Annotated in this window: 18 protein-coding genes; 10 read left to right on the forward strand and 8 right to left on the reverse strand. The window is 65.5% G+C overall.

What is annotated here, in order from left to right:
- Positions 1-29 precede the first annotated feature (29 nt).
- A complete protein-coding gene (locus tag ACZIYR_RS03045) occupies positions 30-818 on the forward strand; it encodes a PhzF family phenazine biosynthesis protein (protein WP_483528165.1) in 789 nt (262 codons plus the stop codon).
- Positions 819-845: 27 nt separating this feature from the next.
- Here the strand turns inward: ACZIYR_RS03045 and ACZIYR_RS03050 are convergent, their stop codons facing one another.
- Positions 846-1,022, reverse strand: coding sequence for a DUF1289 domain-containing protein (locus ACZIYR_RS03050; protein WP_483528166.1), 177 nt, complete (start codon positions 1,020-1,022; stop codon positions 846-848).
- Between the two features lies 1 nt (position 1,023).
- Positions 1,024-1,389, reverse strand: coding sequence for a hypothetical protein (locus ACZIYR_RS03055; RefSeq protein WP_483528167.1), 366 nt, complete (start codon positions 1,387-1,389; stop codon positions 1,024-1,026).
- Between the two features lie 256 nt (positions 1,390-1,645).
- On the opposite strand from ACZIYR_RS03055, the gene ACZIYR_RS03060 reads away from it, so the two are divergent.
- On the forward strand, positions 1,646-2,260 hold the full coding sequence (locus ACZIYR_RS03060; RefSeq protein ID WP_483528168.1) for a LysE family translocator: 615 nt from the start codon (positions 1,646-1,648) through the stop codon (positions 2,258-2,260).
- Positions 2,261-2,474: 214 nt separating this feature from the next.
- On the opposite strand, the gene ACZIYR_RS03065 is transcribed toward ACZIYR_RS03060, so the two are convergent.
- Complete coding sequence (locus tag ACZIYR_RS03065) at positions 2,475-3,716, reverse strand: NAD(P)/FAD-dependent oxidoreductase (protein ID WP_483528169.1); 1,242 nt, start codon at positions 3,714-3,716, stop codon at positions 2,475-2,477.
- 583 nt (positions 3,717-4,299) lie between these two features.
- Between ACZIYR_RS03065 and ACZIYR_RS03070 the strand changes: the two genes are divergently transcribed.
- Together ACZIYR_RS03070 and ACZIYR_RS03075 are read left to right on the forward strand one after the other, a co-directional pair.
- Complete coding sequence (locus ACZIYR_RS03070) at positions 4,300-4,764, forward strand: YchJ family protein (RefSeq protein ID WP_483528170.1); 465 nt, start codon at positions 4,300-4,302, stop codon at positions 4,762-4,764.
- A gap of 121 nt (positions 4,765-4,885) precedes the next feature.
- Positions 4,886-5,362, forward strand: coding sequence for a phosphate-starvation-inducible PsiE family protein (locus tag ACZIYR_RS03075; protein ID WP_473032347.1), 477 nt, complete (start codon positions 4,886-4,888; stop codon positions 5,360-5,362).
- Positions 5,363-5,476: 114 nt separating this feature from the next.
- Here the strand turns inward: ACZIYR_RS03075 and ACZIYR_RS03080 are convergent, their stop codons facing one another.
- Complete coding sequence (locus ACZIYR_RS03080) at positions 5,477-5,683, reverse strand: cold-shock protein (protein WP_473032348.1); 207 nt, start codon at positions 5,681-5,683, stop codon at positions 5,477-5,479.
- Positions 5,684-6,020: 337 nt separating this feature from the next.
- Between ACZIYR_RS03080 and yghU the strand changes: the two genes are divergently transcribed.
- The 3 genes from yghU to ACZIYR_RS03095 all read left to right on the forward strand — a co-directional run bounded on the left by yghU (position 6,021) and on the right by ACZIYR_RS03095 (position 7,935).
- Entirely contained in the window at positions 6,021-6,905 is an 885-nt protein-coding gene (gene yghU, locus ACZIYR_RS03085) for a glutathione-dependent disulfide-bond oxidoreductase (protein ID WP_483528171.1), read from the forward strand.
- A gap of 104 nt (positions 6,906-7,009) precedes the next feature.
- Positions 7,010-7,459, forward strand: a complete 450-nt coding sequence (locus tag ACZIYR_RS03090; protein WP_483528172.1) for a DUF6789 family protein — start codon at positions 7,010-7,012, stop codon at positions 7,457-7,459.
- Positions 7,460-7,527: 68 nt separating this feature from the next.
- Positions 7,528-7,935 (forward strand): HIT family protein, encoded by a 408-nt coding sequence (locus ACZIYR_RS03095; protein ID WP_473032350.1) that lies wholly within the window; start codon positions 7,528-7,530, stop codon positions 7,933-7,935.
- A gap of 3 nt (positions 7,936-7,938) precedes the next feature.
- Here the strand turns inward: ACZIYR_RS03095 and ACZIYR_RS03100 are convergent, their stop codons facing one another.
- Positions 7,939-8,322, reverse strand: coding sequence for a septal ring lytic transglycosylase RlpA family protein (locus ACZIYR_RS03100; RefSeq protein WP_473032351.1), 384 nt, complete (start codon positions 8,320-8,322; stop codon positions 7,939-7,941).
- Positions 8,323-8,609: 287 nt separating this feature from the next.
- Here ACZIYR_RS03100 and ACZIYR_RS03105 point away from each other — a divergent pair, with 287 nt between their 5' ends.
- The gene (locus tag ACZIYR_RS03105; protein ID WP_473032352.1) at positions 8,610-9,164 is read left to right on the forward strand and encodes a cytochrome b; all 555 of its coding nucleotides are present in this window, start codon (positions 8,610-8,612) and stop codon (positions 9,162-9,164) included.
- 80 nt (positions 9,165-9,244) lie between these two features.
- Here the strand turns inward: ACZIYR_RS03105 and ACZIYR_RS03110 are convergent, their stop codons facing one another.
- The gene (locus tag ACZIYR_RS03110) at positions 9,245-9,556 is read right to left on the reverse strand and encodes a hypothetical protein (protein WP_473032353.1); all 312 of its coding nucleotides are present in this window, start codon (positions 9,554-9,556) and stop codon (positions 9,245-9,247) included.
- A gap of 448 nt (positions 9,557-10,004) precedes the next feature.
- Between ACZIYR_RS03110 and ACZIYR_RS03115 the strand changes: the two genes are divergently transcribed.
- Entirely contained in the window at positions 10,005-10,691 is a 687-nt protein-coding gene (locus ACZIYR_RS03115; protein ID WP_483528173.1) for a transglycosylase SLT domain-containing protein, read from the forward strand.
- A gap of 4 nt (positions 10,692-10,695) precedes the next feature.
- Here the strand turns inward: ACZIYR_RS03115 and ACZIYR_RS03120 are convergent, their stop codons facing one another.
- Both ACZIYR_RS03120 and ACZIYR_RS03125 read right to left on the reverse strand, forming a co-directional pair.
- Positions 10,696-11,646 (reverse strand): patatin-like phospholipase family protein, encoded by a 951-nt coding sequence (locus ACZIYR_RS03120; RefSeq protein ID WP_483528174.1) that lies wholly within the window; start codon positions 11,644-11,646, stop codon positions 10,696-10,698.
- 46 nt (positions 11,647-11,692) lie between these two features.
- Complete coding sequence (locus ACZIYR_RS03125) at positions 11,693-12,043, reverse strand: hypothetical protein (RefSeq protein WP_473032355.1); 351 nt, start codon at positions 12,041-12,043, stop codon at positions 11,693-11,695.
- A 162-nt stretch (positions 12,044-12,205) separates the two neighbouring features.
- Between ACZIYR_RS03125 and ACZIYR_RS03130 the strand changes: the two genes are divergently transcribed.
- Positions 12,206-12,535, forward strand: coding sequence for a YkgJ family cysteine cluster protein (locus ACZIYR_RS03130; RefSeq protein WP_473032356.1), 330 nt, complete (start codon positions 12,206-12,208; stop codon positions 12,533-12,535).
- Positions 12,536-12,574 lie beyond the last annotated feature (39 nt).

The raw sequence follows: 12,574 nt of genomic DNA on the forward strand, positions 1-12,574 counted from the left end.
TTCTTCATGATCATCCCAGCGACCCCATAATGGATCCCATGAAACTCGATCTCTACCAGGTGGACGCCTTCGCGCGGCGGCCCTTCGAGGGCAATCCCGCGGCGGTATGCCCGCTGACCGAGTGGCTGGACGATGCCACCCTGCAGGCCATCGCGGCGGAGAACAACCTGTCCGAAACCGCCTTCTTCGTGCGCGAGGGGGAAGGCTATCGCCTGCGCTGGTTCACGCCCGCGGTCGAGGTCGACCTGTGCGGACACGCCACCCTGGCGAGCGCCTGGGTGATCTTCCACGAACTGGGGGAGGCGGGGGAGACGCTGCGCTTCGCCACCCGCAGCGGCGAGCTGCGGGTCAGCCGCACCAAGGAGGGCCTGGCGATGGACTTTCCCGCCAAGCGGCCCGAGCCGATGGCCGACCCCGAGCCGGTGCTGGCCGCCCTGGGCGTGGCCCAGGGCGAGGTCGTCATGACCGACGACATCGTCGTCGCGGTGGATGACGAGGCCCTCGTCGCGGCGCTGGCGCCGGACATGGCCAAGCTGGCGGCGCTGCCGGGGCGCGGCGTGGTGGTCACGGCGCCGGGGCGGGAGTTCGACTTCGTCTCACGCTGGTTCGGGCCCAAGGTCGGCGTCGAGGAGGACCCGGTGACGGGCTCGGCCCATACCACCCTGGCGCCGTACTGGGCCGGGCGGCTGGGCAAGACGAGGATGACGGCCCGGCAAGGGGGCGCCCGCCAGGGGCAATTGACCTGTGAATGCCGGGGCGACCGGGCCATGCTCACCGGCCAGGTGGCCCCCTATCTGCGCGGAACGATTCGGCTCTGAGGCAAGCGCCTCCCAATCAAGGCGGCATCACTGCCGCGAGAGTTTCTTCAAGCGTTCGCTGGCGCGCTTCACGGTCTTCATCTTCTCGGGCCGCTTCATGCTCCTCCATTGGCGTATCTCGTCCAGGCTGCGACCGCAGCCGGTGCACAGGCCTCCGGAAAGCTGGCATACCGACACACAGGGGCTCTCGATCGTGTTGGCCATGTCAGTGTCTCGTTGGCTTGGAGCGTAGACGCCGTTGCCAGTCGCCGCCGTGCTCCCGCCGGCACGCCTCTTCGCTGTCGAGGTCGAGGTGTCGCGAGGCATCGCCGACCTCGATGCCGGCCTCGGCCAGTGCCGCCGCGGTCAGCTCATCGATGTGGCGCCGGGTATCGCCCTTGAGCGCCTGGGCCAGGTGGCCGTGGGTGTCGAATACCCAGGTCACCACCAGGCTCTCGGGAAAATGCTGGTAATCGACCTCGTGGGTCAGCCAGCAGAAGCCGGGCAGCAGGGGCTTGGCCTGTTCGCAGGCGTGGGTCAGCGAGGCGACCAGGCGCCGCTCCAGCTTGCCGCGTTCGCGTTTGGCGATCATGGTGCCTCCCGTGCGTTGGGTTTGATACGGGCAATCGTCTGGTGAAGCCACGATCGACATCACCGGCGGGCATGTTGCGCGGAAAATCGTGGCCGGTAAAGGCGGTGATGACAGGGAGGGGGAGGGCGTCGAGCCAATGACCCGGGATCGGGGCGGCGCGCCCTGTTGCTTTTCGAGGTGGCGGCAGTGATGCTTGATTCAGCATATGCCGAACAATACCGATATCACCCTTTGACGCTCGTGCGAGGAGCGCGCTATGCCGTTGGAACTTTGGCTCTCTTTCTGCCTGGCCTCCCTGTTGATCATCGTGTCTCCCGGCCCCGCGGTGGCGCTGCTGGTGACCACCGGGATCAACCGCGGACGACGCGCCGCCCTGGCCATGCTGCCGGGCTTCTTCCTGGGCGACCTGCTGGCCATGACCCTGTCGTTCGCCGGGGTGGGCGCGCTGCTGATGGCCTCCGCCGAGCTGTTCCAGCTGTTCAAGTGGCTGGGGGCAGCCTATCTGCTCTATCTGGGCATCAAGATGTGGCGTGAGGCGGGGCGGCTTGGCGACCTGCAGCCGACGGGTACGGACATCCGGATCGGCACGGCCAAGGCCTTTCTGGTGACCGCGCTGAATCCCAAGAGCCTGGCCTTCTTCATGGCCTTCATGCCCCAGTTCGTGACACCGAGCCAGCCCTTGATGCCACAGTTGGCCATCCTGTTCTCGACTTTCCTGGCCATCGGCGTGCTCAGCGATCTTGCCTTCACCTTCCTGGCCACCACCGGCGGCCGGATGCTGAGTGCCCGGTTTCGCCGCATCCTGCACCGCGCTGGTGCCGGCAGCCTGATCGGGGCGAGCGCCCTGGTCGCCGCCATGCGCCGACCCTGAAGGGAAGGGGCGCTGCCATGTGCCGCTTGCTCAACGCCCCGGATACCTTGCTTCGCTGGGATGCCGCTCCGGCGAAGCGTTGGGGGCAGAGGAGCGGGGGCTTTCGCGTCCGCCGAAGACGGGGCACCATGCCATGAACGCCGCCGATGGAACCCTGCCATGATGTAACAAGCGGGCGCCGCCAGGGCGCCCGCTTGGGTCGTGGACCTCGCACTCAGAAGCGGTCGAAGCGGAACGGGGCCATGTCCACCGCAGGTTCTTCGCCATCCATCATCTGGGCGAGCAGCTCGCCGGTGGCCGGGCCCAGGGTAAAGCCCTGATGGCCGTGGCCGAAGGCGAGCCACAGCCCGGCCTTGTCGGGGGCCGGACCGATCACCGGCTTCATGTCCGGCATGCAGGGGCGCGCCCCCTTCCAGGGCTGGCTGTCGCGGCGCTTGCCCAGCGGGAACAGCTTACGTGCCACCTTCTCGGCGGCGGCCAGCTGCTTGTACTGGGGCGGCGAGTCCAGGTCGGCCAGCTCGGCGCCCGTGGTCAGGCGAATCCCCGCCCGCATCGGCTCGAGCAGGAACCCCTTCTCGGCGTCCATCACCCAGTGGTTGAGCTTGGCCCCCTCCTCGGAGGAGTAGTGCATGTGGTAGCCGCGCTTGACGAACAGCGGCACCTTCATGCCCAGCCTTTCCAGCATGTCGCCGGCCCAGGGGCCCAGGGCCACCACCACCTCCTCGGCCTCCAGTGGCCCCTCGCTGGTCTCGACCCGCCAGCCGCTTTCTACCTGGAGCACGTCCTCGACGCTTGCCTGCACTACCCGGCCGCCCTGCGCCTCGAAGCTGCGGGCGTAGGCCTGCACCAGGCCGCCCGGGTCCGAGACCATCCAGGGCTGCGTCCAGTGGATCGCCCCGATCAGCCCCTTGCCCAGATGCGGCTCCATGGCGTAGAGCGCCTCGGCGTCGAGCACCTCATACTCGACCCCGAAGCGCTCGTGGTTCTCTCTGGCCTTGTCCTGGCACTCCTCGAACGCCTTGCAGGTGCGGTAGAGCTCCAGCCAACCGCCCTGACGCACCAGCGCCTCGGCGCCGGCGGCCTCGATCATCGGCGCGTGGGCATCCTGGCAGCGCATGATCAGCGACGCCCACTCGGTCACGATGCGCTCGTAGCGCTTGCCACTCGAGTTCAGCCAGTAGTTCAGCAGCGGGCCCGCCGCACTCATCATGCCGGTTGGGCGGTAGCGAATGTCCACCTGGCGGTTGGGCACCACCCGCAGCAGGGTACCGATATCCCGGGGGAAGGCGTAGGGGCGCACCGCCTCGCGCTGGATGATGCCGGCATTGCCGAAGGAGGTCTCGAGCCCCGGCTCGCGGCGGTCCACCAGGGTGACGTCATGGCCGCGACGCGCCAGATGCCAGGCCACCGATACGCCGACCATGCCGGCACCAAGAACGAGGATATTGCGGGCCATGAGAGTCTCCCTGCCGATGGAAATGGAAAGCTCCGCCGCGGGCGGAGCTTGTCATGCAGGGAGTCTAGCAGTGCTTCCCAGAAAATCGGATATGTCCTGATAATTAAGATGAAATCACTATTTTAATTTTTGTTTTCAGTGTTTTTATCTGCTTGTGGCATTTATTTTAGATCGCTTTCCGTGCCGCACCGCCAGGTCTGCCGCTCGGCACAGGGGAGGGGGCATGGTGCTGGGGTAGCCTCGGGCGCGGCTTGGTGGTGGGGCCCGGGCGCCTCGACTATCGTCAAGGGCGGGTAGCCATCACCAAGCGCCTGATCACAATGACGACCATAGCGGTTGCCGTGCGAGGCGGCATCTTCGCGCCGACCTTTTTTCGATCAGCGATTTCTGGTCACCTGGGAGGTGCCCGAGGCCTCCGGCAAGAACGACCGGGACGATACGCCGGAGCGATGATTCTATCCGGGCGGCATGACACCCTATCATCACCCTTTGCGGGACGATCTCCCGGGCACTGTGCCGGCCGGCGAATCTGGCAACGGGGGCCCGATCCGGGTGGCTCCCCACCACAGGAGGTTCGACTTGCATGACACAGCCCGATCGCACCACAGCCTGCCCCTGCGGCAGCGGCCAGGCCCTGACCGGCTGCTGCGGGCGCTACCACGCCGGCGAGCCGGCACCGACCCCCGAGGCGCTGATGCGCTCGCGCTACAGCGCCTTCGCGCTCGGCCTGACCGACTATCTGCTGGCCACCTGGCATCCCGCCACCCGCCCGTCGAGCCTGGAGGCGGACGCCGCCACCACCTGGAAGCGTCTCGAGGTAGTCGACAGCGGCGAGGAGGGCGAGCGGGGCTGGGTGCATTTCCGCGCCACCTTCCAGGAGGGCAGGCGCTGGTCGGTGTTGGAGGAGGCGTCGCGCTTCCTGCGCGAGGCGGGGCGCTGGCGCTATGTCGAGGGCAACCCCGCCGTGCATCGGCTCAAGCCCGGCCGCAACGCGCCCTGTCCCTGCGGCAGCGGGCGCAAGTTCAAGGTCTGCTGCGGCCTCGCCTGAAGGACCGGCCGGCGCGGGCATTAACGTCTGGCGCCGCTGCCAGGCGCACCATATGCTTCTTGCTGTCCGGCACTCGCACGCCGCGAACCCTGTGTCGCCGGGCCTATGAGGGAGATTCGCCATGGAGCCTGACCAGAAACCGCCGCACCGTGGACCGCAGCTGATGCATGACGAGCTGCCCAAGGAGCACGAGGATCCGCTGATCCGGCGGCTGCACGTCGTCATCCGCTACGCCATCAAGCTGCTGGCGGTGCTGATGGTGCTGGTGATCATCTGGGGCGTGCTGGATGTCATCTACGTGCTCTACACCAAGTTCCTTGCGCCGCCGGTGCTGCTGTTCGAAGTCGGTGACATCTTCGTGATTTTCGGCGCCTTCATGGTGGTGCTGATCGCCGTGGAGATCTTCATCAACATTCGGCTCTACCTGGGAACCAACGTCCTGCCTATCCGGCTGGTGATCGCCACGGCGCTGATGGCCATCGCGCGGAAGGTGATCATCCTGGATATCGAAACCATTTCGGCCGAGGAGATGTTGGCGATTGCGGCGGTGGTGCTGGCGCTGGGGGTGACCCACTGGCTGGTCGGCAAGCAGGAGTAGCGACTCGTGTTCGAATGAAGGGGCATGGAACAGGGGCGTTAAACGCATCAGGGCCCGCCGAGGCGGGCCCTGATGTCGAACCCCTAGGGTTCGAGTACTCGCATGACCCTTAGGTCAGGCGAGTGCCTTGATGTTCGAAGCCTGAAGGCCTTTCTTGCCTTGAGTCACGTCGAAAGAGACGCTTTGGCCTTCTTGCAGAGACTTGAAGCCTTCCGCCTGAATTTCGGAGAAATGGGCAAAAACATCGTCGCCGCCGTCAGCGGGCGAAATAAAGCCAAAACCCTTTGAATCGTTGAACCACTTGACTGTGCCAGTCGTCATAAGAAATCCTCTCGCGCTTAGCGCATTGCAATATATCCTGGTATTACCCAGATGAGCAGCGGGTACAACAAGGAATACAATGACAGGCTATCGAACGAAAGAATTCGAATGCTGCTGAAACTATGCATACTTGCCAACCAACTGGTGCCACGGTGTCATGCTTGGCGATGTGGGTCAAAGGATTTCGGTATTCATTTGTCGATGCTCAGGAGGCGATGGCTTAGCCAATGAAACCTTAACAGGCTATCGTTTGTCGGAGGGAGATTGTTGGGCCTGGCGGCCCCCGCAGCGGCGCCAATGCCAGGATGCCTGTCACGTTGCCTGAACAGGAGGCTTCATGAGCCAAGGACACGATTACACGCCCCCCAGGGTCTGGACCTGGGAGAAAGCCAGTGGCGGCAAGTTCGCCAGCATCAACCGGCCCATTGCCGGGCCGACCCACGAGAAGGCGCTGCCGGTGGGTCAGCACCCCCTGCAGCTCTATTCTCTCGCCACCCCCAACGGGGTCAAGGTGACGGTGATGCTGGAGGAGCTGCTGGCGCTGGGCCATGAGGGGGCGGAGTATGACGCCTGGCCGATCCGAATCACCGAGGGCGAGCAGTTCGGCAGCGGCTTCGTCGAAGTGAATCCCAACGCCAAGATTCCGGCTCTGATGGACCACACTACGACGCCGCCTACCCGAGTGTTCGAGTCCGGCTCCATCCTGCTCTACCTGGCGGAGCGGTTCGGTGAGTTCTTGCCCGGCGATCATGCTCGCCGCACGGAGGCCTTAAACTGGCTGTTCTGGCAGATGGGTAGCGCCCCCTTCCTGGGCGGCGGTTTCGGTCACTTCTACGCCTATGCCCCGGAGAAGATCGAATACGCCATTGACCGCTACGCCATGGAGGCCAAGCGCCAGCTAGACGTGCTGAATCGCCGCCTGGCCGAGCATCGCTTCCTGGCCGGGGAGGCGTATAGCCTGGCCGATATCGCCAACTGGTCCTGGTATGGCCAGCTGGCGTTGGGTCGGCTCTATGACGCCGCCGAATTCCTGCAGGTGCAGGAGTATGAGCACGTGCAGCGCTGGGCGCAGGAGATCGATGCCCGCCCCGCGGTACAGCGCGGGCGGATGGTCAATCGCACCTTCGGCGACCTGGGAATGCAGCTCCATGAGCGCCATGCCGCCAGCGACTTTGCGACCCGGACCCAGGACAAACTCGAGCCGGTGACCTCAGGCGACTGAGCGCCCTCTGCGACTGACGCAGAGGCGCGCCGGGTGCTGTCGGTAGGAGGAAATTCCCCCTGCACTATACTGAGTCTGACGACAGCGACCTTGGGAGGTGTGACATGCTCGCGCGTCTTTGGAGAGGTATCGTGGCGGGACTGGTGGCCACCCTGGTCATCTCAATGTTCCTGATCCTGCGTCTGTCGGCGGGGCTGATGCCCTGGTACAACCCCATCGAGATCATGAACCTGACGGCCCAGAGTGCGCTGGGCACCCCCGATAGCATCATGGTGGGGTGGCTTATCCACTTCGTGGTCGGGGGGCTGATATGGGGCACCCTGTTCGGGCTGCTGGCGCCCATGCTACCCGGTGGTACCCGGGTGCGGCGCGGCCTGGTTTTCGGGTTGGTGGCCTGGGTGGTGGTGATGCTCACGGTGTTCCCCCTGGCTGGCTCGGGCTTCTTCGGCCTGGGCTTCGGGCTGGCGGCACCGCTTTCCACGCTGGTGGGCCATATCGTGTTCGGCGCCGTGCTGGGCGCAGTCTACGGCTGGCTGCGTGGCATCGAGCCCTGATGCCGCCACGGTGACCCTGCCAGCGCCGGCTGTGGCATATTATGCTTTTCTGTCTGGAGGTCACCAATATGGCAAGCATCTTTACCCGCATCATTCAGGGCGAGATTCCGGGACACTTCGTCTGGGAAGACGACCAGTGCGTGGCGATCATGACCCTGAACCCCATGAAGCCGGGCCACCTGCTGGTGATCCCCCGTCAGGAGGTCGACCACTGGGACGATCTGCCGGCCGATCTCGTTGCTCACCTGATGGGGGTTTCCCAGACCCTGGCCAAGGCGCTCAAGCGCGCCTACCCCTGTGAGCGGGTGGGCATGCTGGTGGTCGGCCTGGAGGTGCCGCACGTGCACATCCACCTGGTGCCGATTGATGCGATGCAGGATATCCGGGTGGAGGGGCTTGCACAGGCCGAGCCCGAGGCGCTGGCCGAGGCGGCCGAGCGGATCCGCGAGGCCCTGCCCGCAACCGCGCGCGGCTGAGGATCACTGCACGGCGGTGACCACCACCGGCGCGATGCCGCGGCTGATCATGCCGAGCTCACGAGCGGCACGCTTGGAGAGGTCGATGATTCGCCCGCGAACGAAGGGGCCGCGATCATTGATGACGACCGTCACCTCGCGGCCGTTGTCCACGCGCGTTACCACCACCTCGGTACCGAAGGGCAGGTCGGGGTGCGCGGCGGTCAGTTGATTCTGATCGAAGCGCTCGCCGCTGGCGGTGGTGGCGCCCTGAAAACGGTCGCTGTAGAAGGAAGCAATGCCTTCCTGGGGCTCCGCCTCGATCTGGTGGGCCAGGGCGGCGTGGGTGCCGAGGGTCAATGCCGCCGTCAGGCAGCAGGTCAGGAACAGGCGCGATCGGGTTCCCATAGGGTTACCTCACGGATCTCATGATGCAGCTATCGCATGCTGCGATGCAATATACCTCGAGGGCGTGGCCATGGTAACCGGCTTCAGTGAGGGCGGCAAGCCCTGTTGGAGATGGCGGGAGATGGGCGCCAAATGGCGACAATGTCGCGAATTTGCCCTTATTCGGTGGGTGTTCACCGCCTGGCGCTACGCCGGGCGTTGAAGCAGAATTGGCGGCGCAGCCAGGCGTCGTGCTCCGCATTGACTAGGCTAAAGCCATGCCCAGTCTCGCTTCCTTGGAGAACGATATGTCGGAGACGGATCGCTACGCCTATCCTCATCGCGTGCTGCACTGGCTGGTGGCCGTGGTGATGCTGCTGTCCCTGGCCAGCGGCCTGACCCTTGGCTTTCTCGGTTTCGAAGGCGCCATGGAGCGTTTTGGCCGCGCCGGGACCGACTTCCTCTACACCTCTCACAAGTCCCTGGGTGTGGCGATTCTGGCGCTGATGACCGTGCGCCTGATCTCTCGGTTGCTGTTTGTGGTGCCCGATCACGACCCGCCGCTGCACCCCTTTCAGCGCGTTCTCAGCACCGCCGTGCACTACTCGCTCTATGTGGCGCTGCTGGCCCAGCCCATGCTGGGCTGGGCGGCCACCGCCAGCGGCGATTTCCCGGTGCAGTTCCTTCACTGGCACCTGCCCGGTGTCGTCGGGGTCAACGAGGCGCTCTCGGAGCGGCTGTTCATGTGGCACGGCTGGCTGGGCTGGACGATTCTGGGGCTGGTGAGCCTGCATATCACCGGCGCCCTCTATCACTGGCTGATTCGGCGTGACGGGGTGATGAAGCGGATGAGCCTGTTCTGAGTGATAGGCCGAAAAGCAGAACACCCCAACCGGCCGGGGCCGAGTGGGGTGTGGGTCTGCTGGGTAGCAGGATCATGCCGTCAGGGCTGCTGCTCTTCCTCGAACAGCTCGGCCTTGGCGTCGCGCATGACGTCCTCGCAGGCGGCCTGGTGGGCAAGCTGGGTGAGCAGGCTTTGGGTCACCGCGAATCCCTTGCCCAAACAGGTGTCGATCTCTTCCCGGCTTACCTGCGGGGTGACGCTGCAGTCAATCTTGATCGTTCTTCCGCCGCCTTCCAGTCTGTCGGCCAGCGCTCGCATGCTCCAGGCGATACGCTCCCTCCAGCCGGCAGACGCTTCCACGCCTTCGTTTACGCTAAACGTGCACTGCCACTCAGGCTTGTAGACCTTCATGTGAACCTCCTGTGCTGGCTGGGAAAGAATGATCGATCGTGGTGGTTACTCCGTGTCAGAATCTCTTGCCCGCCCACTATACCGCTCGCCCGGCATCGGCTACCAGGCATTCGAGGGAGATAAGGTGCGAAGTGCCAGGCGCAGTCGGGTGTCAGCCCAGGTAGGCGGCGATGGCGTCGGCGGCGGTGCGCTGCCATAGGGCCTGGGCGGCCCAGAACTGCAGCACTTCGCGATCGATTGAACGGTCGGGGGTAGATGAGATATGCATGGTGCGGACCCTCCTGTAGGGACTACCTTGACCAGCATAGGTGTTTTTGTTGCATTGCAGCATGAAAAGTTTGCATGTCACCCTTTGCTTAATAAGGGCTTGCAGGATCTCGGCCGCTGCCCAGCGGTGACGGCCCGATCCATGGTCGCTCAGGTGGGGTGACGCCGTAGGGGAAGGCGAATGACGACAGCAAGCAAGGCAAGCGGCAACCCGGGGGTAGGGCGCTGGCTGCGCCCCCTGCGCTGGCTTGGGGTGGCCGGGCTGGGGCTGCTGGCCAGCGGCTGTGCCATGATGGCGCCCGCTCCGCCCGAGGATCAGCGCAATCTCTGCGAGATCTTTCGCGAGCAGCCCCGCTGGTATGACTATGCCCGCGACGCCCAGGACACCTGGGGTACGCCGATTGCCACCCAGATGGCCTTCATTCAGCAGGAGTCCTCGTTTCGCAGCCATGCGCGCCCGCCCCGTCAGCGCATCTTGGGCTTCATCCCCGGCAGCCGCCCCTCCTCCGCCCGCGGCTATGCTCAGGCGCTGGACCCGGCCTGGGGGGAGTACCGGGACGATGCCGGCGCTACCCTGGCACGCCGCACCCACATGAAGCACGCCACCGACTTCATCGGCTGGTACAACGCCCGCTCCCATCGGCAGCTGGGGATTTCGCTCGACAACCCCGAGCAGCTCTATCTGGCCTACCACGAAGGGGCCGGAGGCTATCGGCGGGGCAGCTACCGAAGCAAGCCCCCGGTGATGCAGGCCGCCAGCCGCGTCCAGGCACGCGCTAACCGCTATCGGTCGCAGCTGGCCGCCTGCGAGGCCGAGTTCCGCTGTCGGCGTTTCTATCAGGTGGGGCCATTCTGCCCCGACAGCTAAGAGCCTAATCGTCGCCGGCGAGAGATTGGCTATCCGCTTCTGCCCGCCAGGCCTCGAGCCGCTCGCGTAGCTCGTCGGCGGTGGGCCGGGCCTGGGCCATCACCTCCTCGACGCGGTTGAAGTGCAGCAGTCGCACGCCGGTCACGTCCGGCTGCAGGTAGAGGTCGGGCGGCAGGTGCTGCACCATCTGGCGAATGATGGACTGCTGCATGATCTCGAAGGTCTTGAACAGCAGGTCGGTCATCCCGGTGGCCTCTCCCGCGACCGGTTCGCGCCTGCCCGTCACGTCCACGGCGATGACCCGATCGACCCGGCCCTGGAGCAGGTCGAAGGGCAGGGGATTGGAAGTGCCGCCGTCGATCAGCAGCTGGCTGTCGCGGCGGCTGGGCTTGAACAGCCCCGGCACCGCCATGCTGGCCGCCAGTGCCGGGAAGAGCTCGCCCTCTTCGAGCACCACGCTCTCACCGCTCCAGTAGTCGGTGGCGACCACTGAGAACGGGATGCGCAGCTCGCTGAAGTCCCGCACCTCAGTATGGCCGGCGAGAAAGCGCAAGAAACCGCTGGAATCGAGCAGGCCGCCTTCACCGAGGCCGAGCTGCAGCAGATCGGTCACGCCGAGCTCGCTGTCGCCGGCCAGCTGAGTGAGGGCGTCCAGCGGCGAGCCGCCGAAATCGTCGAACAGGTCGAGGATCTCGGCGGCGGAAAGCCCGGCCGCGTAGAGTCCGCCGATCACCGCCCCGATGCTGGTGCCGGTGATATGGTCGGGCTGTATCTCGAGTTCGTCGAAGACCTGCAGCACGGCGATGTGTGCTAGGCCGCTGGCACCGCCGGAGCCCAGCGCCAGGCCGATGGTGGGACGAGGGGTATCGTCGGCCGCACTCGGCGCGGGTGCGCCAGCCAGCAGCAGACTGGCCAGCAGGATGCCGGCGAGGCCGGCGGCAAGAGGTCGGGTCATGCAGGGCTCCTGGGATAGCCGCGGGGTAGGGCGCGATGTTGTGGTGTCACCCGATGTCGTGCCACGCCTCGTGGGCACAGCTCTGGCAGCGGTAGAACCCTTCATAGCGGCCGTCGCCCGCGGCGCTTTCGCGCACCGTGCCTTGCTGGAACCGGAAGCTGCGTAGCGAACAGATCGGGCAGCGTGCCACATCGTCTCGCGGCGCCCGGGGCAGGGTACGATGGGGCGTGGCCGCGTTGACCGGCTGCGCCGTGCCTTCTTGAGCCGCGAGATCGAGTTCGGCCAGCAGGTCGTCTGCCAGTCGGCGGGCAGTCTCGGCCTTGTCGCTGTCGGCGAGGCTTGCCAGCTCGCGGATCTGTTCCTTGATGCGCTTCAGTCGCGGCGTGATATCGGCCATCTCGGACCCTCCATCAGGTCGTCATTGCGTGAACGCTCTCTACATAAGCATACCTCGCGATGGGCGTTGCAGCCCGCTCTCGCCACGGTTGTGGCAATACGCTACTGTCAGAGGCTTTAACGTGTTGCCGATCAGGGGCATTGGTGCCCGAGGGGAGGGAGCTTGCGTGAACCCATCGCGGCGGTAAACCTGCCAGCGGCCGAAGTGAGCTGCGCCAGCTGCCGGGCCAGCTGCTGCCGCCTTGAAGTGATGCTGATCACCGATACCGGCGTGCCGGAGCGCTATATCGACACCGATGCCTGGGGCGGCCAGGTGATGGCCCGGCTGGCGGATGGCTGGTGCGCCGCGCTGGATCGTGACACCCTGCGCTGCCGGATCTACGCGCAGCGCCCCTGGATCTGTCGTGAGTTCGAGATGGGCGCCGAGGAGTGCCTCGCCGAGTATGAGCCCCGCCGTATCACCACGTCGGCGGGATGCCGCGACAGTCAGTGAACAGGGCTTGGCCAAATAGGGAGGGAGTATCGCGATGCG

The organism is Billgrantia sp. NRB1, assembly GCF_056921725.1.

Excerpts from the sequence above, each read along its gene's own strand:
- ACZIYR_RS03090 (WP_483528172.1), top strand. The coding sequence starts at position 7,010 with ATGCTCGCGCGTCTTTGGAGAGGTATCGTGGCGGGACTGGTGGCCACC.
- ACZIYR_RS03060 (WP_483528168.1), top strand. The coding sequence starts at position 1,646 with ATGCCGTTGGAACTTTGGCTCTCTTTCTGCCTGGCCTCCCTGTTGATC.
- ACZIYR_RS03065 (WP_483528169.1), bottom strand. The coding sequence starts at position 3,716 with ATGGCCCGCAATATCCTCGTTCTTGGTGCCGGCATGGTCGGCGTATCG.
- ACZIYR_RS03105 (WP_473032352.1), top strand. The coding sequence starts at position 8,610 with ATGTCGGAGACGGATCGCTACGCCTATCCTCATCGCGTGCTGCACTGG.
- ACZIYR_RS03080 (WP_473032348.1), bottom strand. The coding sequence starts at position 5,683 with ATGACGACTGGCACAGTCAAGTGGTTCAACGATTCAAAGGGTTTTGGC.
- ACZIYR_RS03055 (WP_483528167.1), bottom strand. The coding sequence starts at position 1,389 with ATGATCGCCAAACGCGAACGCGGCAAGCTGGAGCGGCGCCTGGTCGCC.
- ACZIYR_RS03075 (WP_473032347.1), top strand. The coding sequence starts at position 4,886 with ATGGAGCCTGACCAGAAACCGCCGCACCGTGGACCGCAGCTGATGCAT.
- ACZIYR_RS03050 (WP_483528166.1), bottom strand. The coding sequence starts at position 1,022 with ATGGCCAACACGATCGAGAGCCCCTGTGTGTCGGTATGCCAGCTTTCC.
- ACZIYR_RS03125 (WP_473032355.1), bottom strand. The coding sequence starts at position 12,043 with ATGGCCGATATCACGCCGCGACTGAAGCGCATCAAGGAACAGATCCGC.
- ACZIYR_RS03070 (WP_483528170.1), top strand. The coding sequence starts at position 4,300 with ATGACACAGCCCGATCGCACCACAGCCTGCCCCTGCGGCAGCGGCCAG.
- yghU (WP_483528171.1), top strand. The coding sequence starts at position 6,021 with ATGAGCCAAGGACACGATTACACGCCCCCCAGGGTCTGGACCTGGGAG.
- ACZIYR_RS03095 (WP_473032350.1), top strand. The coding sequence starts at position 7,528 with ATGGCAAGCATCTTTACCCGCATCATTCAGGGCGAGATTCCGGGACAC.
- ACZIYR_RS03110 (WP_473032353.1), bottom strand. The coding sequence starts at position 9,556 with ATGAAGGTCTACAAGCCTGAGTGGCAGTGCACGTTTAGCGTAAACGAA.
- ACZIYR_RS03045 (WP_483528165.1), top strand. The coding sequence starts at position 30 with ATGGATCCCATGAAACTCGATCTCTACCAGGTGGACGCCTTCGCGCGG.
- ACZIYR_RS03120 (WP_483528174.1), bottom strand. The coding sequence starts at position 11,646 with ATGACCCGACCTCTTGCCGCCGGCCTCGCCGGCATCCTGCTGGCCAGT.
- ACZIYR_RS03115 (WP_483528173.1), top strand. The coding sequence starts at position 10,005 with ATGACGACAGCAAGCAAGGCAAGCGGCAACCCGGGGGTAGGGCGCTGG.
- ACZIYR_RS03100 (WP_473032351.1), bottom strand. The coding sequence starts at position 8,322 with ATGGGAACCCGATCGCGCCTGTTCCTGACCTGCTGCCTGACGGCGGCA.